The 19,656-nt window shown below is 43.5% G+C and carries 15 protein-coding genes; 11 read left to right on the top strand and 4 right to left on the bottom strand.

Annotation, left to right across the window (positions count from 1 at the left end; genetic code table 11):
- Positions 1-10 precede the first annotated feature (10 nt).
- From porW to ODOSP_RS19870, 5 genes are all read left to right on the top strand, one after another.
- Complete coding sequence (gene porW / locus ODOSP_RS03885; protein ID WP_118103085.1) at positions 11-3,505, top strand: type IX secretion system periplasmic lipoprotein PorW/SprE; 3,495 nt, start codon at positions 11-13, stop codon at positions 3,503-3,505.
- 15 nt (positions 3,506-3,520) lie between these two features.
- On the top strand, positions 3,521-3,937 hold the full coding sequence (gene tsaE / locus ODOSP_RS03880; protein ID WP_013611102.1) for a tRNA (adenosine(37)-N6)-threonylcarbamoyltransferase complex ATPase subunit type 1 TsaE: 417 nt from the start codon (positions 3,521-3,523) through the stop codon (positions 3,935-3,937).
- An 11-nt stretch (positions 3,938-3,948) separates the two neighbouring features.
- Positions 3,949-5,166: an alanine dehydrogenase gene (locus tag ODOSP_RS03875; RefSeq protein ID WP_013611101.1), complete on the top strand. Its 1,218-nt coding sequence runs from the start codon at positions 3,949-3,951 to the stop codon at positions 5,164-5,166.
- Between the two features lie 34 nt (positions 5,167-5,200).
- On the top strand, positions 5,201-7,549 hold the full coding sequence (locus ODOSP_RS18655) for an OmpA family protein (RefSeq protein ID WP_013611100.1): 2,349 nt from the start codon (positions 5,201-5,203) through the stop codon (positions 7,547-7,549).
- A 731-nt stretch (positions 7,550-8,280) separates the two neighbouring features.
- Positions 8,281-8,448 carry a hypothetical protein gene (locus ODOSP_RS19870; protein ID WP_157741825.1) on the top strand — a complete coding sequence of 56 codons (168 nt, stop codon included), beginning with the start codon at positions 8,281-8,283 and terminating at the stop codon, positions 8,446-8,448.
- Here ODOSP_RS19870 and ODOSP_RS03860 read toward each other — a convergent pair.
- A complete protein-coding gene (locus tag ODOSP_RS03860) occupies positions 8,438-9,013 on the bottom strand; it encodes a Fic/DOC family protein (protein WP_013611099.1) in 576 nt (191 codons plus the stop codon). The genes ODOSP_RS19870 and ODOSP_RS03860 overlap by 11 nt on opposite strands.
- 244 nt (positions 9,014-9,257) lie before the next feature.
- Between ODOSP_RS03860 and ODOSP_RS03855 the strand changes: the two genes are divergently transcribed.
- Complete coding sequence (locus tag ODOSP_RS03855; protein WP_013611098.1) at positions 9,258-9,554, top strand: RyR domain-containing protein; 297 nt, start codon at positions 9,258-9,260, stop codon at positions 9,552-9,554.
- On the opposite strand, the gene ODOSP_RS03850 is transcribed toward ODOSP_RS03855, so the two are convergent.
- The 3 genes from ODOSP_RS03850 to ODOSP_RS03840 form a co-directional block, all read right to left on the bottom strand.
- A complete protein-coding gene (locus tag ODOSP_RS03850) occupies positions 9,551-11,005 on the bottom strand; it encodes a TlpA family protein disulfide reductase (RefSeq protein ID WP_013611097.1) in 1,455 nt (484 codons plus the stop codon). The genes ODOSP_RS03855 and ODOSP_RS03850 overlap by 4 nt on opposite strands.
- A gap of 45 nt (positions 11,006-11,050) precedes the next feature.
- Complete coding sequence (locus ODOSP_RS03845) at positions 11,051-11,797, bottom strand: tetratricopeptide repeat protein (RefSeq protein WP_013611096.1); 747 nt, start codon at positions 11,795-11,797, stop codon at positions 11,051-11,053.
- Positions 11,798-11,886: 89 nt separating this feature from the next.
- Positions 11,887-13,728: a YgiQ family radical SAM protein gene (locus ODOSP_RS03840; RefSeq protein WP_013611095.1), complete on the bottom strand. Its 1,842-nt coding sequence runs from the start codon at positions 13,726-13,728 to the stop codon at positions 11,887-11,889.
- 113 nt (positions 13,729-13,841) lie between these two features.
- Between ODOSP_RS03840 and rimO the strand changes: the two genes are divergently transcribed.
- The 5 genes from rimO (at position 13,842) to ODOSP_RS20375 (ending at position 19,548) form a co-directional block, all read left to right on the top strand.
- Entirely contained in the window at positions 13,842-15,140 is a 1,299-nt protein-coding gene (gene rimO, locus ODOSP_RS03835) for a 30S ribosomal protein S12 methylthiotransferase RimO (RefSeq protein ID WP_041557175.1), read from the top strand.
- Between the two features lie 36 nt (positions 15,141-15,176).
- Complete coding sequence (locus ODOSP_RS03830) at positions 15,177-15,947, top strand: META domain-containing protein (RefSeq protein WP_013611093.1); 771 nt, start codon at positions 15,177-15,179, stop codon at positions 15,945-15,947.
- Between the two features lie 707 nt (positions 15,948-16,654).
- Positions 16,655-17,110 (top strand): ferritin-like domain-containing protein, encoded by a 456-nt coding sequence (locus ODOSP_RS03825; protein WP_228026183.1) that lies wholly within the window; start codon positions 16,655-16,657, stop codon positions 17,108-17,110.
- A 97-nt stretch (positions 17,111-17,207) separates the two neighbouring features.
- Positions 17,208-19,391, top strand: a complete 2,184-nt coding sequence (locus tag ODOSP_RS03820) for a sodium-translocating pyrophosphatase (RefSeq protein ID WP_013611092.1) — start codon at positions 17,208-17,210, stop codon at positions 19,389-19,391.
- A gap of 25 nt (positions 19,392-19,416) precedes the next feature.
- Entirely contained in the window at positions 19,417-19,548 is a 132-nt protein-coding gene (locus tag ODOSP_RS20375; RefSeq protein ID WP_013611091.1) for a hypothetical protein, read from the top strand.
- Positions 19,549-19,656 lie beyond the last annotated feature (108 nt).

Raw genomic sequence — 19,656 nt, 5'->3', positions numbered from 1 at the left:
GCATGTCTAAATGAAATATTCTTCTTATATATTAACGGGGATGATGGTGGTGCTGTGCGGTTGTTCGGTGAAGAGAAACAATTTCTTTTCACGTAACTATCACCAGTTGACTACCCGTTATAACGTATATTTTAACGGTGACCAGGCTTTGAAGTCCGGGATAAAGCATATGGAAAACAGGCATAAGGAGGATTATACCCACCTTTTGCCTGTTTTCGTATCTAATGACGAACAGACGCGTAGTATTTGCAGCTCCGATATGGACTACGTGATCGAAAAGGCGGCTAAAGCGATCGATAAACATTCGATCACGGCTAAACCCAGGCGGAGAAAGAATAAAGATTCCAAAAATTATCAGACCTTCCGAAAGAAAAAAGAATTTAATAACCAGTTGGATAAATGCTATCTGTTATTGGGGAAAGCTTATTTCTATAAGAAGAAATACACGATGGCCAATAACACTTTTCGTTTTATACAAAGGCAATATGCCGAAGACGAGGCCTTGATGACCGAGGTGTCGATCTGGTTATTCCGGAGCCTGACGGAAATGGGACGCTACGAAGAGGCTGCCCGGATCATGGACCGGCTCGACGGGAGCACATTAAAGCGGAAACAACGGGAGATGGTTGCTGCGGCGAGAACCGATTTCTATGTGCGTCAAGGTATGTACGAACAAGCGATTCCTGAGGCAGAAAGATTGGTCAGGACTTGTAAAAGCATAAAACGTAAACCGCGCTACAATTTTTTGTTGTCTCAATTATATGTAAAAGAAAATCAGGATGGGGCTGCTAAACTGGCATTGAAAAAAGCTACCCGGTTCAATTTCAATTATGAAATGGTCTTCAATGCCCGGATCGGTATGGCTTCAGCCTATCAGGAAGGAGATGCGGCCGTAGAAAAGAAATTGAAGAAAATGTTGCGGGATTCCCGGAACGAGGAATTTCAGGATCGGATTTATTATGCTTTGGCCAATATCGAAAATAAACGTGGAAATGAGGAAGGAGCGGCCGGTTTGTATTGGAAATCCGTGCATGCCTCTGTAGATAACGATAATCAGCAGGCTTTGTCTTTTGTAAAATTAGGGGATTATTATTTCAAAAACAAGGCCTATGTGCAGGCACAGAGTTGTTACGATTCTTGTTTGCTTGTCATGGATTCGCGTTATGAAGATTATGAAAAACTAAAATCTTTACTGACCGATCTGACCGAATTGGTTACGAATCTGAGAATTATACAAACGCAGGATAGTTTGCAGCGGATAGCGGTGTTACCGGAAGAAGAGAGAAACCGCTTGATCGACGATAAAATCACTGCGATTAAAGAGCAGGAAAATACTCGCAAAGAACAGGAACGAAGGGAGCAGGCCGAGCGTAATTTTTATCGCCGTAACGATATGCTTAGCCGGGGAGATGCTTTTTCACAGGGTAACCGCGGAGGGGATTGGTATTTTTATAATCCCGTGACGATTGCTCTGGGGAAAAATGATTTTAAGCGGAAATGGGGACGGCGTAAGCTGGAAGACAATTGGCGCAGACGAAACAAAGCAAGTATCGGTTTGGCAGACGAAACCGGCGAAGAATTAGCAGAGATGACGGGAGGGGAAAGGGAAGTGAAAGATGTAAAGAGCAGGGAGTATTATTTGCAGGATCTCCCCCTGACACCGGAAATGCTGCAGGCATCTGAAAAACAGATCGAAGAAGCTTATTATAAAGCCGGCGAAATTTATTTGTACCGTTTGAATGATCCGGAAAAGGCTTTAGAGTGTTTCGATGCTTATATTCAGCGTTTTAAAAATACCGCTAATCTGCCGATGGTCTATTATCTGGCTTCCACGACCGCTCTCAAGGCAGGTAAGGCGGCAGAGGCTGAAAGATATAAAACAGAGCTGACCGCTCTTTTCCCTGAAAGTGATTTCGCCCGGGGACTACAAGACCCGAACTATTTCCGTCAGGTCGAAGATGTGCTGAAAGTGGTAGAGAAAAAGTATCAGGAAGCTTACCGATATTACCAAAAAGTTTATTACCACGAAGCAGCACAAATTTGTGACAGAATCCTGAAAGCGTACCCGGATAATAAATTGAAAGCAAATGTGCTGTTTCTGAAAGCGATGTGTGTTGTAAATACCGGTTCTCCCCAGGAGGCGAAGAACGCTTTGGAAGAGGTAATCGCAGCCCGTCCCGGAAAAGAGATCCTGCAGGTGACTAGCGACATTCTGGCTTCTTTAGCGGTAGGAGAAAAACCTGTTCGGTATTCCGAAGCGGAAATGGCTCAGGTCCGTTCTTTACAGGCGAACCGCAATTGGCAATTCGATGAAGAAGTACTGGCTGGTCGTAGCCGGAAAGAAGAAACAACTTATAAAATCGAGAAAGAAAAAGAACAATGGGTGGTATTGTTTTTGCCACAGGAATTTACAACCGTTCAGGAAACCAGATTTAAAGCGCGTTTGAAGTTTATTCATGCTGCCGAAATGGCCGAAGGGAAAAGTTATGAAATGAAAAAAGAAGAGCTCGGGTACAAAAAAGAGGTGCTGGTTGTTCGTCGGTTCGGACAGTATTCGGAAGCTTCCGAATATTTGTATAAAATAGCTACGGATAAGTTTTTGTTGAAGATTCTGGGAAACGAAAGTTACCGGATGTTCGCTATATCGCCGGACAACTTCTCTATCCTGAAGCGATTGAATAATATCGATCAGTATGTCGATTTCTTTACCGAGAATTATTTTGAGGATCGTTACCAAGGTGAGAAAATTGTAGGGAAATGGGGGACTGCTGCCCATGTCTTTAACAATGAAGAACAAGAGAATCATCATTTTGTTTTGGCTGTTCCTTTCCGGGAAGTCAATACGAAACGCATTGTAGAAGCTTTGCAGGAAGTGGATCCTGCATTTACATTCGAAAAAGGGGATTATAACCGGGATCTGGAATTGATAGTGGTCAAGCATATCGGTAATAAGAAACAGGCGTTGGACTATATGTCGGCAGTCCTGAAAAATAAGAAATTGTTCGATTTGCTGGCCGGGGTAGATTATGAAGTATTCCTGATCACTCCCCATAATCTCAAAGCTATGCAGGAAAATGAATACCTGGAAGAATACCTGAAATTTTTCGATGATCATTATCTGAAAAGTGCGGGAGCTATCGGGGTTGAAGATGGGGATTATATTTACAATAAGAGCGTAGCACACAAGTTCGTTTTGTTCTATCCCAATACGATCGATCCCTACCGGCTGAAAACAATTTTCGAAGAATTCAATTTTGCAGGACTGACTTTGAACAATTTGAAGTTCGATGAAGAACACGATTGTATGGTGGTGTCCGGTTTCAATAACAAAGAAGAAGCGATGCGTTATTTCACGACAGTCATCGGTAACCGGAAATTATTCAAATCGCTGAGAAATGTCGATTATACGAATTTCATTATTACTGAAGTGAATTTGCAGACATTGACCGGCAAAAAGAATATAGAGGTTTATCTTGAATTTTTTAAGAAATATTATTTGAACTAATGGATTTAGAAGCCTATGAAATGGACAATCAATCATCTCGAAGATCTGAATAAAGTGGCGGCAGAATTTTTGGATTATGTCGGAGACAAAACTATTTTTGCTTTGTACGGACCGATGGGAGTAGGGAAGACTACTTTTGTAAAGGCCGTCGCAGCCTGTCTGGGGGTAACCGACGATGTGAGTTCCCCGACTTTTGCCCTGGTCAACGAGTATCAGACAAAAAATGGGAAATCCCTATATCATTTTGATTTTTATCGCGTAAACCATATAGCTGAAGCGCTTGATTTCGGTTATGAAGAGTATTTTTTCAGTGGAGACCGTTGTTTTATCGAATGGCCTGAAAAAATAGACGAGCTGCTTCCAGAAGGTATCGTCGATTGTTATTTTACTGAAAATCCGGATGGAAGTCGTGAATTGAAGGTGGAAATTTAACTTTTAAGACTATGGACAACACAGGCAGAATGTCGGGAACGATTAATAAGCAATGGTTTCTTTATCAGGAAAAAGAAGTTTTTCAGGATAAAAGGCAGAAGAAATTGATTCTGGGGATACCGAACGAGCTGGAGAAAGGGGAGAACCGGATTTGTCTCACTCCCGAATCTGTTCATATCCTGGTTTCTATGGGACATGAAGTGTTGATCCAGCGTGGGGCCGGTAATAATGCCTATTACGGTGACACGGAATATGCCGATGCCGGTGCTATGATCGTAGAGACTTTAGGTGAAGTGTATACTGCCGACGTTGTGCTTAAGGCGACTTCTGTTTCTGCCGGGGATACGGTTTATATGCACGACCGGCAAGTGATTCTTTCCCCTCTGAAACTCTGTGACATGCGGAAGGATGCCATTACCGAAATGATGCAGAAAAAAGTGACGGCAGTCGGTTTCGATATTTTGAAAGACGGAGAGGGGTATTATCCGGTGGTCCGGATTATGAGTGAGATTGCCGGTAATTCGGCCATCATGATAGCCAGTGAATATCTTAATAATTCGCGGGGAGGTAAAGGGATTGTTTTGGGAGGTATCAGTGGGATTACGCCGGCGGAAATCGTTATTCTGGGAGCAGGCACCTTGGGTGAATTCGCTGCCCGTGCAGCCTTAGGCCTGGGAGCGACCGTGAAAATCTTCGATCATTCGGTCGAGCGTCTCCGGAAGCTGAACGAGGTTTTGGGACAGCGGGTATTTACCTCTGTTTTTCATAAACCGGTATTGGATAAAGCGTTGGCTTCGGCCGATGTGCTTATCGGAGCTATGCGTTGTTTCGATAACGGAGAGAATACCGTTGTTTCGGAAGCCCAGGTGAGGTTGATGAAAAGAGGAGCGGTGATCGTGGATATGTCTATCGATCATGGCGGATGTATTGAGACAGCGGGTCCGACGACTCACGAAAAACCGGTGTATACTTATGAAGGAGTAATCCATTACTGTGTTCCGAACGTATTGTCGCGGGTAGCCCGGACTGCTTCGATCGCTTATAGTAATGTTTTCTTACCTATGCTTCAGCATATTGCCAGGCAAGGAGGATTTACCAATGCCATCCGGATGGATGCAGGGTTAAGGGAAGGGGTTTATCTTTATAACGGAATTTTGACTAAGAATGTGATTGCGGATAAGTTGGGCTTGATAGCCAGAGATATAAATTTATTGATCGCTGCTTTGTAAAATCGGGGCAGATGTCGGTTAGTTGGATGTGGTTATGAAATTTTTTCTGATTATTTGTGGTGTGCTCGTCGGAATGATGGGCTGTTCTTCAAAATATTATATGAGGAGAGGGGATCGTATGGCGGAGACCGGACGATTTTATAAGGCCGGATCGAAATACGAAAAGGCTTATCATAAAACAAAATCCAAAGATTTTCAGGCACTTGCAGCGATAAAGGCTGGGCAGGTAAATCAAAATGTAAATCGGCTGAAAGAAGCTTACAACTGGTTGAGAAAAGCCGAAAGAGCCAATCCGCAAATGCCTGAAATCTATCTGAAAGTGGCTCAGCTTGCGGTGATGAACGACGATACCGCTACGGCGAGGGAATATTATCGTAAACAAGAAGCATTGTTCGGTGATGGAAAAGGAAACGATGGCCTTTATTATCTGGAACAAGTGGATAACGATCTGAGAGAACAAGGGCGTTACCGGATAGCTTTGAAGCGGGAGTTTAACTCCAGGTACAGCGATTTCGCTCCGGTGTATGTGCCGGGGGATACGACCCGGGTTTTATTGGCTTCTACGCGCAAACCCGATCCGAGAAAAAAGAGAATAAAGACAGACCCGGTTACCGGCGAAGGGTATAGCCATATCTACGGGACGAGGTATGTGCAGGAAATCAGATCTACGGATAAACAAGGTAAAGTGAAGGTAAAGCGTTTTAAGGAACCACGATGGTTGCAACCGGAATTGCAGAAAGATTCTATTTATTCCAACCGGAGTGAAGGAGTCATGTGCTTTGCTCCCGATGGGCGTACACTTTATTTCACCTCTTCACGTATGATCAAAGAGAGCCAGGTAGGTACCCGTATTTATAAAGTAATCCGGCAAGCCGCTAATTCCGGGGAGGAAACCGAAAAAAAAGAATGGGGTAGCGTTTCTTTAGCCGGTATTTGCGGGGATTCTGTTTCTATCGGACATCCGGCATTGACTCCTGACGGATTACGGTTGTATTTTGTCACCGATCAGCTGCCCGGAGGGTTCGGAGGAAAAGATATCTGGTATGTGGACAGGCTGGAGGAAAAATGGGGGCAACCTCAGAATGCAGGCGAATTGATCAATACGGCCGGGGACGAGATGTTTCCTTATGTGAGAGAGAATGGAGAGTTTTATTTTGCTTCTAACGGGCATTATGGTTTTGGGGGATTGGATTTGTATAAAGTGGGGAATGTAGCTGGAAAGGAGGTTATCATTCATTTGCCTGCACCCTTAAATTCTTTTGCAGATGATTTCGGTATTGCCTTTAAACCGGGAACGGAGGACGGTTTGCTTACTTCGGGACGAAGCGGTCGAAACGATCATATTTATCGTTTTAGTTTTATACCGCAACAATTGAAAATCAATTTATTGACAGTCAATACAGTGACCGAACTTCCGATAGCCAAAGTAAATGTTACGGTTACTGCCGATAATGGAGAAGTCTCTTATTTAGAGACGGATTCACTGGGAAGGGCAGAAATGGAAGTCGTTTCTGATTGTGAGTATGTATTTGTCACCGACCATCCCCGTTTCCTGAAAGGGAAGGGACTGGTATCGACTTATCGGGAAAAAGCCGACCGGCTTTATGAATTACAGATCGGGATGCAGCCGATAGAAAAACCGATCGTCATACCTAATATCTATTTTGATGTGGCTAAATGGGAGTTACGTCCGGAGGCACGACAGAATCTGGAAGAATTATTGACTATTCTGGAGGATAATCCGAATATAACGATAGAGTTGTCCGCTCATACGGATATGGTGGGAAACGACGAAGCTAATCGGATTTTATCCGAACACCGGGCTCGGGCTGTGGTCGATTATTTGATCGGGAAAGGGGTGTATTGGGACCGGCTTGAAGCGAAAGGATACGGGGAAACTCAACCCCGCCAAATCAATGAAAAGGATGCCCGTGAATATCCGTTCTTTAAAGTCGGGGAGGTATTGAACGAAAGGTTTTTCGGCCGTTTGAGAGGAGAGCAACGGGAAACGGCCTTGCAATTGAATCGGAGAATCGAGTTTAAAGTATTGCGTACGAATTATAAGCCGGGACCGAACTCTTTATTCAATCCGAACCAGATGGCTGTTGCTGCTGAAGAAGGAACTAAAAAAATCGGAGAGACTCAGTTGAGGGAATTAAGGGCGGTAAAAGGCCGTTTTTTTACTTTGCAGTTGGGCGTATTTAAAAATGTACCTGCTGTCCTCAATCAGTTTCGGGTAGTGTTTACAGAGAAATTAAGCCATGGGGTTGTGCGTTATTGTACCGGTGTATACGATACCCGTGAAGAAGCACAACAAGCTGCTGCAGCTTTAAAACAAAAAGGGATCGGGTATCTGATTAAAGAATTCGAATTCAGCCATTGAACTATTTCAAAAAAGTCTTTCGTAACCGGTAATCGGGCTATTGCGGTTGTGTACTGTTCTTCGGAGGGCTCGGATTATTGATTGCATTTATATTGGAATATAAGTATTCCCGGAAAAAATAAATCCTTTCCTGTTTAAAGGAGCCACGTGAAAGCGTGGTTTTTTTTTATATAGGAATAATATAGTCCAAAGTAGATAGAATAAAATTTTAGCTAAAATGAATAAATTGTATAATTCATTTGCTTTTTTATCTAAAAATAGTTATTACCTTTGTTTCGGTACAAAGAGTTGTACCCAAGTTTGTAATAACATGATGTAAAGTTTAATCTTTTTCAATAGGAAGTCGGCAAAACTTTTACGAAATAAGAAAGATGAACTGTATGTCGCGTAGAGATATGTGAGCGATACGTTTATCCTCTTATTTCTGGGACTGCCGACTCCACTATTGAGAGGTAGACTATCGGTCACTTCTATATCTTGGAGTGTGGGCATACAATGAAAAAGGTGAAACATGAAAAAAGTATTAATCTGTCTAATCTACTTGCAGAGGGATTATTGACAGTGGTGTGTGAAAAGAATGATCTGGTGTGGACAGTTCCTTTCTCAGTAGAGCTTCATGCGCAAATTGTAAAAGAATTATTGTCGAAATTTAAGATTTCGGATAGCTGAAAAATCGATAAAAAATGCTGTTTGTTTGAGGTTTTTAGGGGGATTTTTTGTATATTTGTAACATGAAAAAGATATCGAAAAACACAGTTTTTATCACTCCGGTACGTCCTACCGAACGAAAATTTATCCTTGATTCTATGATAGCTTCTTTCCGTATAGAAGGGATTTTTATTCCGGAAGCAAAAGTTCAGGCTATTTATGCCCGGGTAAATGAAAAACTCAAAAAATAGTTTCTATAATTCTTTGCATCGGGAGATAATTTTTTTCGCTGACCCGCTGTACAGCAACGACGTAGTCCCTGAAATGTATTTTATCGAACCTTAATCCTTCATAGCCTTGTTTGCGTACCATTAGATTCGCCAGGATACGGGCCGTCCGGCCATTTCCTTCCCGAAAAGGATGGATGAAAAGCAATTCTCCGTGGACGATGGCTACATCTTTGGCTAAAGAAGCCTTATCGGGATAAGTATCGGGTAATTTTTTCAGAATTTCATCTTCAAAAAATTGCATGCTCTGTGGTATAAACAGAGCAGAAGGGAAGAGGAATCCTCCTTTCGACATATTGACCGTCCGGTATCTTCCTGCAAAGGTGTAGAGTTCTTTCAGAGCCAGTTTATGTATATTGCGGATATATTGACAGTCGAAACGAGTGGCGGTAGTCAGTGTTTCGGTCAGCATGATTTCAGCTAACAGGAATCCTTCGAATTCTGCTTCTGCAATCTCCCCGGGACGGGTTAAACCGAGCCGGTTAGGCAGACATTGGCTTTCTTCTTCATTTGTCGTATACTTGCTCATGACAAAATAGCTGAATAGACTGCTGTAAATATAAGTATTTTTCAGGACTTATTTTTCAGATGCTTATCTTTATAACCGCTTATACTTTATTTCCCCGAATTTTGTTTTATCGAACTGCCGAATAGGAGATCATAGACAAAGGAGAGAAGCGGGTTATTCTAAAAATCCGTTTCAAAGACCCGGTGTTAAGACACCTCGTGTCGGAAATAAATCTGTATCTTTGTACAAATAAAACGATCGAACGATGAAATCAGATTATATTCCGGCCCCGATAGATGTCAGCGATATACAACTACCTTCGGAATTATGCGAATTGGCCGAGATCATTGCAAAAAATGTACATGAAGTATGGGCTGCAGGCCGTTTGGCCGAAGGATGGAAATATGGTTCCGAAAGAAATGATATGCTTCGTACTCATCCCGGTTTGGTGCCTTATGAGGAATTGTCCGAAACGGAAAAAGATTACGACCGCCGGACAGCCATGGAGACTTTAAAATTGATTCAGAAAATCGGCTTCGGGATAAAAAAAGTGAAAAACTAAACGTTTTTCACTTCGACACCGATTCTTTTATATTCTTTGGTTAGGATATCTGCAAATTGTTCGATATCCAGTTTCTTGGCGATGATTTTTTTTTCCTTATCCAGGAGATACATGACCGGAGTAGAATCGATGTGATAGTATACCCTGAAATTAGTTTGATTCTGAGGATCCCAACAGTTGATGAAATCGAATAGTTCATGTTCGGTAACAAAATTTTCCCATTTTTCTTTATCGTTCTGAGTGTGTACGGCAAATACTTTGAAACCATAAGGTTTGAATTTATCCAGTAATCCTGTTTTGACCTGAGGTACCTGTTTTTTACAATGTCCGCAATCGGCTTCCCAGAAGAGCAATAACGTAAAGGGGGCTTCGGTTTCATATAGACTGACCCAATCGCCGTCCATAGTCGGCAGCTTCAATTCCTGCGCTTTCAGGCCGATCAGATTATATTGCGTAAGGATCACTTCCCGTTCGATATTTTCGAGGGTCTTTTTGTCTACCCAGTCGGCCTCGCCTGTCAGGTAATATTTTTTTGCCAGATATACAAAGGCGGCCTCCATTCCCATATACTTGTTCGATAGGGCATAATTGAAACAATAGCTTACCAGATAGCGGAACATGGCTTTACAACCTCTCGATTTTTCAATGATATTCACCGATTCTTTATAGACACTATCCGGAATCATCAATACTCTGGTATTGAAGAATTCGTCGAGCTTACTTTTGAAAATAGGAGTGCGGATTAAAGTACTGTCCTGAAAATTAGTATTGTCCCAATAATGTGCCTTTGAAAAGAGGTATTCTTTTTTTTGTATTTCAAAATCCCGGTTGGGGGTATTTTCAGGTATTTCTTTTGAAAAATCAGGAGTAGGAACGGAGAGTGTAAAATTGGCGAAGGTAGCTAAAGCCGAGTTCGGAAATTGTTTGCAAAGTCCGGCGATATGATCACGGACTTCCTTATCGATCTGATCGAATCGGGCGGAATATTTCTTTTTTGCTTCGGGGCTTGTTTTTGCCGGATCTTTTTCCATGGCTTCTTTGATCTGCCGGCTTTTTTGGGTTGCCGAAGTCATTACTTTTTGAAAACCCAGAAAAGCTGTATTTTCAGGCGAACCTTCAAAACGGATTTTATCTATGACCTGGAGGGTATCGGTTGTGATGGAAAAATTTTGGTTATCCCCGATCATAATATCGAAATAATTACTGGGGGAGAAAAGGAGAATATACATTCCCCGTGCCAGTTTTTTATTGTTTTTCTGGAAATATCCCGTACCGTTGCTATTGATTTGGGCCGTATCTACAGCGTAAACTTTTCCCTCGAAATAATTGGCGAGGATAACTTGTTTATTAGACATTTGTGGAATATTCACCTGGATTTTATATCCCTGTGCAAACGAACCGACGGACTGAAAGCACAGTCCGCATACCAAAAGTAAGAATAAATTTTTCATATTCATCGAATTATACACACACCTAAATACCCTTTCGGGCTATACTTAGTTCTTGAAATAATCGGCGATCACCTTGTCGGCTGCTTCAAAGCCCAACCGGGAAGCGATCTCCAGGTCTTTTAAAGCTTCCTCGGATTGGTAGAGTGCCATTTTAGCAATGGCCCGGTTATAATAGGAACGGGCACTCGAAGGATCGATATCGATCGCTTCGGTGTAATCCCTGACCGCTGCTTCTAGTTGGCCTTGTTTCTGCAATACTACTCCCCGATTGAAATACAGAGCACTGGAATTCAAACCGAATTCTTTTGCCTTCGCAACTTCTAAATCGACATTTTTTCCGAGGCGCAGGGCTTCGTTATAATCTTTTAAAGCCCCTTCGAGATCGTTCATCCTGAACCGGGCTATTCCCCGGTAATGGTAAGCCTGGATAAAATCGGGACGCAGGCTGATCGTCTGGGAATAGTCCTGAATGGCATTGGCATAAATACCCAGATTTTCATAAAGAATACCCCGGTTAAAATAAGCATCTGCATGATCCGGATAATTGGCTATGACATAGTTGAAATCTGCTAAAGCTTCTTTGTAACGGCGGGTATTGGCATACGAAATAGCCCGGTTGTAATAAACCGGAAACCAGGTATTGTTTATACTCAGAGCGTTGTCGAACTCGGTAATCGCTTGCTCATACAGGTTTTGTTTCATATATTCCAGTCCACGCTTATTAGCCTGTTTCACTTTACTGTTACAGGCTGTCAGGAAAATTACTACTATAAGCAATAATTGATATCTCATTGGAATATGATTTTCTATACACTATTCGGGCAGATGCCCAACGATTTGACAAAGTTAACGAATCGTCCTGAATAATTAAAACATTGATTCTATTTTTCTCTCTCTTTTCCATATAATTTCGGGATTAGATCCGCCCGATGGATTCTACGGAGCAGGGTCATGATCTGTTCCCGGAATTCTCTTTTATACCAAAAGAAAAACATGTTTTGTTGTTTTTTTTCTTTTTCTGATTTTGCTGTGTCGATTTTTTGCAGCGAATAGGGGTGATAACCGGAATAGTAAATGGTGGTCGCCACAGTCATCGGCGTGGGGGTAAAGTCTTGCACCTGTTCGAGTTTAAAATCCAGAGCTTTTGTGGCTACAGCTAATTCCGCCATATCTTCGGGGCGGCAACCCGGATGAGAGGAGATAAAATAAGGAATGATTTGTTCGTTCAAACGGTGTTTTCGGTTAATCTCATCGAAAATCGATTTCAGTTGCTGGAACAAACCGAAAGCAGGTTTGCGCATCAAACCTAACACTGTAGGAGAACAATGTTCGGGAGCAACTTTGAAACGTCCGGATACGTGGTGACGAATGACAGTCTCAAGATATCGTCTATTCGTTTTATCAACTTCTTTATTTCCTGTATCACTTAAACACAAATCATACCGGATCCCGGAACCGATAAAGCAATGTTTGATGCCGGGAACCTGACGGGCCTCTTCGTAAATTCGTAATAAGGGTCCGTGGTCTGTATTCAGGTTTTTACATACGGTCGGATAGGCGCAGGAAGCCCGTTTACACAACCGGCAAATTTCCTCATTTTTACCTTTCATGTGATACATATTGGCCGAGGGGCCTCCCAGGTCGGTAACGGTACCTTTAAAGTCGGGCATGGCGGTGATTTGTTCCAACTCTTGCCGTATCGATTCAGGAGAGCGCGAAACAATGAATTTTCCTTGATGGGCAGAGATGGTGCAAAAAGCACATCCCCCGAAGCATCCCCGGTGCAAAGTCACGGAATGCCGGATCATATTATAGGCCGGAATTTCTTTCCCTTTGTAACGGGGGTGAGGCAGACGGGTGAACGGTAAAGCATAGACGGCATCGAGTTCCCGGGTAGTCGGCGGAGGATAAGGAGGATTGACAATCACTTGCCGGTTATCTACGGGCTGAATCAGACGGGCCGCTTCGATACTGTTCGATTCTTCTTCGATATACCGGAAATTTTCGGCATGGTGTTTTTTATTACTCAGACAAGATTCGTGGGAGTGTAGAATGATCGTTCGCCACTTTTTATTGGTCGCGACAGTTTCATCACCGGCTCTCAGGACGGCGGTCTGTGGTATGTTGGTCAGATTGCGGAAGGGAATTCCTTTTTGCATCAACCGGCAAATATCGGTCAACGGTTTTTCTCCCATACCGTAGATCAGCATATCGGCTCCACTATCGATCAGGATAGAGGGTTGTAAGGTATCCTTCCAGTAATCGTAATGGCTGAGACGGCGTAAAGAAGCTTCGATTCCTCCGATAATCACCGGGGTATCGGGATATAGTTTTTTCAGGATACGGGTATAAACGATCGAAGGCATATCGGGACGTGCACCTGCCCGTCCATCCGGGGTATAGGCATCGTCCGACCTCCGGCGTCTGGCAGCAGTATAATGGTTGACCATCGAATCCATACTTCCGGCACTGACACCGAAGAACAGACGGGGAGTACCTAGTTTTCGGAAATCCCTTAAATCATCCTGCCAGTTGGGTTGAGGCACCAAAGCGACTTTCAGTCCCAGAGATTCCAGTAATCTTCCTACGACAGCTCCTCCGAAAGAAGGATGGTCGACATAGGCATCTCCTGAGAACAGGATGACATCCGGAACATCCCAGCCTCGTTCCTTTACTTCTCTGACAGAAGTTGGAAGCCATTGTAATGTTTGCGTCGTATTCATTCATTTGAGATATTGCGCAAAGATAACTAATTTTTGTACCTTTGCCCTCCCCAAAGTTGAAAACCTCGGTGACCGAAGAGCGTCTTTGGGTATTTTTAGATGTTTTTGACGATATGAAAAAAGTAAATATTATCAGTCTGGGGTGTTCGAAGAATCTGGTCGATACCGAAATGCTGTTGAAACAACTGGATCAGGCAGGCTATGATACTGAAACCGATGTAGAAAATTCGGATGCAGAGGTGGTTATTGTGAATACCTGTGGATTTATCGGGGATGCGAAAGAAGAATCGGTAAATACCATTTTGGAACAAGTGGAACGGAAGAAAGAAGGGATTGTAGAACAAGTATATGTGATCGGTTGTTTATCACAACGTTATGGAGCAGAACTTCAAGAAGAAATTCCAGAGGTTGATGCTTTTTTCGGTAAGTTCGATTGGAAAGGGGTATTGGAGCGGATGGGTGAACATTTCGACGAGCGGATCCGTAATCAACGGGTTTTAACTACACCGGACCATTATGCTTATCTGAAAATTTCGGAAGGATGTAACCGCACTTGCTCTTATTGTGCTATACCGATCATGACCGGAAAACACAAGTCCAGGGATTTTGAAGAATTGCTGGAAGAATGCCGGGCATTGGTAAAGGGGGGAGTCAAGGAAATTTTGGTGGTCGCTCAGGACTTGACTTATTACGGTATAGATTTGTATGGAAAAAATCGGTTGGCAGAACTGATCGGGCGGATTGCAGATATAGAGGGCCTGGAATGGATTAAGCTGCATTATGCTTACCCGGCCGGATTTCCGTTAGAATTGTTAACGGTGATGCGTGAACGTCCTAATGTATGCAAATACCTGGATATCGCCCTGCAACATTGTAGTGATCATATGCTGCAACAGATGCGAAGAGGCATATCTAAGAAACAAACCATAGAACTGATACGTAAAATCCGGCAGGAAGTACCTGGGATATTTATCCGTACGACTCTAATGACCGGACATCCCGGGGAGACTGCCGAAGACTTTGAGGAACTTTGTGAATTTGTCCGGGAAATGAGGTTCGAACGCTTGGGAGTATTCCCTTATTCACATGAAGACGACACCTGGTGTGACCGGCATTATCAGGATGATGTTCCCGAAGAAATCAAGAGGGAACGGGCCGGGCGAATCATGCAGATACAAGCCGGTATAGCCGAAGAGATCGGGCGTTCACAAATCGGACAGGTTGTGAAGGTACTTATCGACCGGCAGGAAGAGGAGTATTATGTCGGGCGTACCGAACACGATTCTCCTGAAGTAGACCCCGAGGTTTTGATTCCTGGTGAGAGAACTTTGCAAGTCGGTGAATTTTACCGGATGGTGATTACCGGGGCAGACGAATACGATTTATTTGCTGAAATCAGGGAAGAAGAATAGTTTGCACTGTATAATTATAATAAAAAACGGAAAACAATGAAAGAAATGAAATTAATGTTGTTGGTGCTGCTGGTTGCGGTAACCGGATGTAAAAGTAGTGACAATTCACTGACTTTGTTAAGAGCCAAAGAATGGCAATTGAAGTCGATGACTGAAAATGGAAAGGAAGTAAAGAATCCTCAGCAAATTCCGACTCTGGTATTTAGCGATAGTAGTGCGGTATATGGTTCTGCAGGATGTAATCGTTTCTTCGGAACTTATGAAGTTGGGGAAAAAGGGAAAATGACCTTTAAGACCGGAGGGGCTACCATGATGTTTTGCCCGGATATGCCTTTCGAAGATGCTTATTTAAAGGCATTGAACAAGGTAGAGCAGTATATGGTAACGGATCAGGAGTTGCAGCTTAAAGGAAAAGATCAACTGCTCATCGTGTATGTACCTGTCGATACCACCCAACGCATCGGAGTGGCCGAGGACGATCACGGATGTAATGCAGCTGCAGGTTATACCTGGTCGGAAGTAAAACAGAATTGTATCCGTTTGTTCGAAGACGGCGTGCAGTTGGTGTCTGAAACGGATAAATCCAGTTCTTCGGCTGCTTATGTCGTTTTTGCTGCCGATTCGTTAAAAGCAGAAGTATATGTTCCCGGGCATGATAATCATCCGGTGCTCGACCGCCGTACTCTTCCTGCAGGAGGATATGTCTGGAACCAGGAAGATGACGACACTTACAATGTACGCCGGCTCGACGGGAAATGGGTGATCGAACAACGGGGGAAGGTACTGTATAAACAAGCTGACAAATAATATCGATAACTTAAAAGAGTCCTCATTGCCGGGGACTCTTTTTTTGGGAACTTATGAAGTTATTTAAATCTAGGTTTATTTCGTTAATAATTCGTCTTCGGTGATCGGAATTGTCGAACCGGTCGCTTCTGTCGGTCGTCTAACTTTTTCTATCACTGACCGGCGGAACTCCTCACTTCGCAAAAAACTTTACGTTACGTTTCCGTCAGACACCACCGGTCGGGTGTTCAGAAAAAGCAAGACGACACTCGCCAGAGTTCCAATGGTCTCCAATCCCGATCACCTCCGACTAACGTTATCACTGAATTGCAGCCCAGTCTTAATTTAAGAAAGATTATTCTCACTGGAAATAATCCGGATGGTCCGTCTTCCTGCTGCTGCAAATTTCCGGTTGTATTTTCTTTGCCGGTTAGCTCTGATGTCAGATGAAGGGGGGATACCGGAAGCTCGTGGGAGTAGTGAGTAATTACACTGACGACGGTATTGACAGGAGCTTATTCATTTACTGCGATTCGGATCGGTTTTTACAAAGGGAATCAAAACTTATTGAAAAAATGGCTTAAAAATAAATAACAGATAATTTAAAAATAGTTTGCTAAATTTTGTGGAAATGCTATTTTTGTATCAGTCATATTTTCAATTATAAAAAATAAGTCATATGAGTAAGAAAGAGAAAAGTATTGAACTGTTGAATAAAGCAGTAAACGATGAGTTATTGGCTGTACACCAAATATATGTATTTTCATTTCCGGTGTGATGATATGGGATTCGATCTGGTTTCCAATTTATTCAAACGGATCGCTATCCAGGAGATGATGCACGTTGAACAATTGGCCGAACGTATTTTATTCCTCAAGGGAGAAGTAGAAATGAAAGTGGCCGGAGAAGTGAGAAAGCTGACCGAGGTAAAAGATATGTTGGAACAGGCGGTGAAGATGGAAATGAATAGTGTAGACGATTACAACAAATGGGCCAACGAATGTGCCGCCAATGCAGATTCTGTATCTAAAAAATTATTCGAGACACTGACTGCCGAAGAAGAAGTTCATCAGGATCAGTTTGAAACCGAGCTGGATAATCTGGAGAAATTCGGAGATCATTATTTGGCCTTACAATCTATAGAACGTAGTAAGAGCGTAGCTACCGGTACTCCGGCAGAATAACGTCCCCAGACGTTTGATAACGAACGATAAATAACAAATCGGGATTGTAAGTATTTGTTATTTATCGTTTTTTTATTCACTATAATCTATTTTACTTATGTTAAATCAATTATTTTGGATTGTACCGATTTGTTCGGTAATCGCCTTGTTATTTGCCTGGTTTTTCTTCAAAGGGATGATGAAGGAATCGGAAGGCAATGAGACCATGAAACGGATTGCCGGCCATGTCCGCAAAGGGGCGATGGCTTATCTGAGACAGCAGTATAAGATTGTTGGGCTCGTATTCCTGGTCTTGTGTCTGTTTTTTGCCTGGATGGCTTATGGTCCGGGATTGCAGAACGGTTGGGTATGGTTTGCCTTTTTGACCGGTGGTTTTTTTTCCGGATTGGCCGGTTTTATCGGAATGAAAACAGCCACTTATGCTTCGGCCCGAACGGCGAATGCGGCCAGCCGGAGCATGAACGACGGTTTGAAAGTGGCTTTCCGTTCGGGAGCTGTAATGGGTTTGGTGGTAGTCGGACTGGCTTTGCTGGATATTTCTTTGTGGTGGCTGGTACTGGATTGCTTTGTCGAAGAAGCCAGTGCTACCCACAAAGCAGTGATGATTACGACTACCATGCTGACTTTCGGTATGGGGGCTTCTACCCAAGCCTTATTTGCCCGTGTCGGGGGCGGTATTTTTACTAAAGCGGCTGATGTCGGAGCCGATCTGGTCGGGAAAGTAGAAGCCGGAATTCCCGAAGACGATCCCCGTAATCCTGCAACTATTGCAGACAACGTCGGAGATAATGTGGGAGATGTCGCCGGTATGGGAGCCGATTTGTATGAGTCCTATTGTGGTTCGGTGTTGGCTACTGCTGCGCTGGGGGCTGCTGCTTTTATCACTGTGCCGGAATTACAATTCAATGCAATCCTGGCTCCGATGTTGATTGCCGCTTTCGGCGTGATCCTTTCGTTGTTGGGTATATTTATGGTAAAAACCAAGGAAGGGGCATCTCAGTTGCAATTGCTGAGGGCATTGGACCGGGGAATCAATACCAGTTCCGTGCTGATTGTGGCTGCCAGTTTTCTGGTGATCCATCTGCTGGGCCTGAGTTATTGGATTTGCGGCTCGGTGATTACAGGCTTGCTGACCGGTATCGTAATCGGAAAGGCGACGGAATATTACACTTCACATGCTTACAAACCGACTCAGGATATAGCTAAAAGTTCGGAGACGGGTCCTGCTACCGTGATTATCAAAGGGATCGGAACCGGAATGATTTCGACGGCAATACCCGTAATTACGATTGTGGTCGGTATCATATTGGCTTATTTATTTGCTGCACAATTCGATATGACCGATATGTCGATGGGATTGTATGGGGTAGGAATTGCTGCTGTGGGGATGCTTTCGACTTTGGGCATCACTTTAGCGACGGATGCTTACGGTCCTATAGCCGATAATGCCGGTGGAAATGCTGAAATGAGCGAACTGGGAGCCGAAGTCCGGCAGCGGACAGATGCATTGGATGCCTTGGGAAATACGACCGCAGCGACCGGAAAAGGGTTTGCTATCGGTTCGGCTGCATTGACGGGTTTGGCTTTACTGGCTTCGTATATTGAAGAAATCAAAATCGGTTTGATCCGTTTAGGGCATACGACACTCGAGGTCGGAGGGAAAGTGGTCGATACAGCTTCGGCAGGTTTGAAAGATATGATGACTTATTACGATGTGAATCTGATGAACCCGAAAGTGTTGGCCGGCGTATTTATCGGTTCGATGATGGCCTTTTTATTTTGTGGGCTGACGATGAATGCGGTAGGGCGTGCGGCACAGAAAATGGTCAACGAAGTAAGACGGCAATTCCGCGAAATTAAAGGGATTATGGAAGGAAAAGCCGAGCCCGATTATGCCCGTTGTGTAGAGATCTCTACCCGTGGAGCACAGCGTGAAATGATCTTTCCGTCTTTGCTGGCTATTATTATTCCGATTATTGTCGGATTGATTTTTGGTGTAGCCGGTGTAATGGGACTTTTAGCCGGAGGATTGGGTTCCGGATTCGTTTTGGCGGTTTTCATGGCTAATTCCGGGGGAGCTTGGGACAATGCCAAGAAATATGTCGAAGAAGGTCATCTGGGAGGTAAAGGTTCCGAATGTCATAAGGCAACGGTAATCGGGGATACGGTCGGAGATCCGTTCAAAGATACTTCCGGGCCGAGCCTGAATATATTGATAAAACTTATGAGCATGGTAGCTATCGTGATGGCTGGTGTGACTTGTATGTTCAGCTTGCTGTAAAGGTTGAATACGGAGTAAGCCGGACATGCGGCCCGATGTGATCCGGCATTCTGCTGAAGGATGGATCGGCGAACCTGAAATTCCTGATTTCTATTTATTTATCAGGACCGAAGGTTTGCCGATCGAAGTTTGGGACGTACTCATCCGGCAGGTTTGAAAAGCTGCAGGTCTCTTTTTGAAACCTTTTGTACCACTCTTCTTTTTCTTGTTTTTTGCCTTGAAAAGAGGTGTTTTAATAGTTAAAAACGAAGGTTATTCGCCGGAA

This window comes from Odoribacter splanchnicus DSM 20712 (assembly GCF_000190535.1).
Taxonomy (GTDB): Bacteria; Bacteroidota; Bacteroidia; order Bacteroidales; family Marinifilaceae; genus Odoribacter; species Odoribacter splanchnicus.
This window is presented reverse-complemented; position numbering and strand designations above follow the sequence as displayed.

Bases quoted from the DNA above. Each gene is read 5' to 3' on its own strand.
- porW (WP_118103085.1), top strand. From the start codon at position 11: ATGAAATATTCTTCTTATATATTAACGGGGATGATGGTGGTGCTGTGC.
- tsaE (WP_013611102.1), top strand. From the start codon at position 3,521: ATGAAATGGACAATCAATCATCTCGAAGATCTGAATAAAGTGGCGGCA.
- ODOSP_RS03875 (WP_013611101.1), top strand. From the start codon at position 3,949: ATGGACAACACAGGCAGAATGTCGGGAACGATTAATAAGCAATGGTTT.
- ODOSP_RS18655 (WP_013611100.1), top strand. From the start codon at position 5,201: ATGAAATTTTTTCTGATTATTTGTGGTGTGCTCGTCGGAATGATGGGC.
- ODOSP_RS19870 (WP_157741825.1), top strand. From the start codon at position 8,281: ATGAAAAAGATATCGAAAAACACAGTTTTTATCACTCCGGTACGTCCT.
- ODOSP_RS03860 (WP_013611099.1), bottom strand. From the start codon at position 9,013: ATGAGCAAGTATACGACAAATGAAGAAGAAAGCCAATGTCTGCCTAAC.
- ODOSP_RS03855 (WP_013611098.1), top strand. From the start codon at position 9,258: ATGAAATCAGATTATATTCCGGCCCCGATAGATGTCAGCGATATACAA.
- ODOSP_RS03850 (WP_013611097.1), bottom strand. From the start codon at position 11,005: ATGAAAAATTTATTCTTACTTTTGGTATGCGGACTGTGCTTTCAGTCC.
- ODOSP_RS03845 (WP_013611096.1), bottom strand. From the start codon at position 11,797: ATGAGATATCAATTATTGCTTATAGTAGTAATTTTCCTGACAGCCTGT.
- ODOSP_RS03840 (WP_013611095.1), bottom strand. From the start codon at position 13,728: ATGAATACGACGCAAACATTACAATGGCTTCCAACTTCTGTCAGAGAA.
- rimO (WP_041557175.1), top strand. From the start codon at position 13,842: ATGAAAAAAGTAAATATTATCAGTCTGGGGTGTTCGAAGAATCTGGTC.
- ODOSP_RS03830 (WP_013611093.1), top strand. From the start codon at position 15,177: ATGAAAGAAATGAAATTAATGTTGTTGGTGCTGCTGGTTGCGGTAACC.
- ODOSP_RS03825 (WP_228026183.1), top strand. From the start codon at position 16,655: ATGAGTTATTGGCTGTACACCAAATATATGTATTTTCATTTCCGGTGT.
- ODOSP_RS03820 (WP_013611092.1), top strand. From the start codon at position 17,208: ATGTTAAATCAATTATTTTGGATTGTACCGATTTGTTCGGTAATCGCC.
- ODOSP_RS20375 (WP_013611091.1), top strand. From the start codon at position 19,417: ATGCGGCCCGATGTGATCCGGCATTCTGCTGAAGGATGGATCGGCGAA.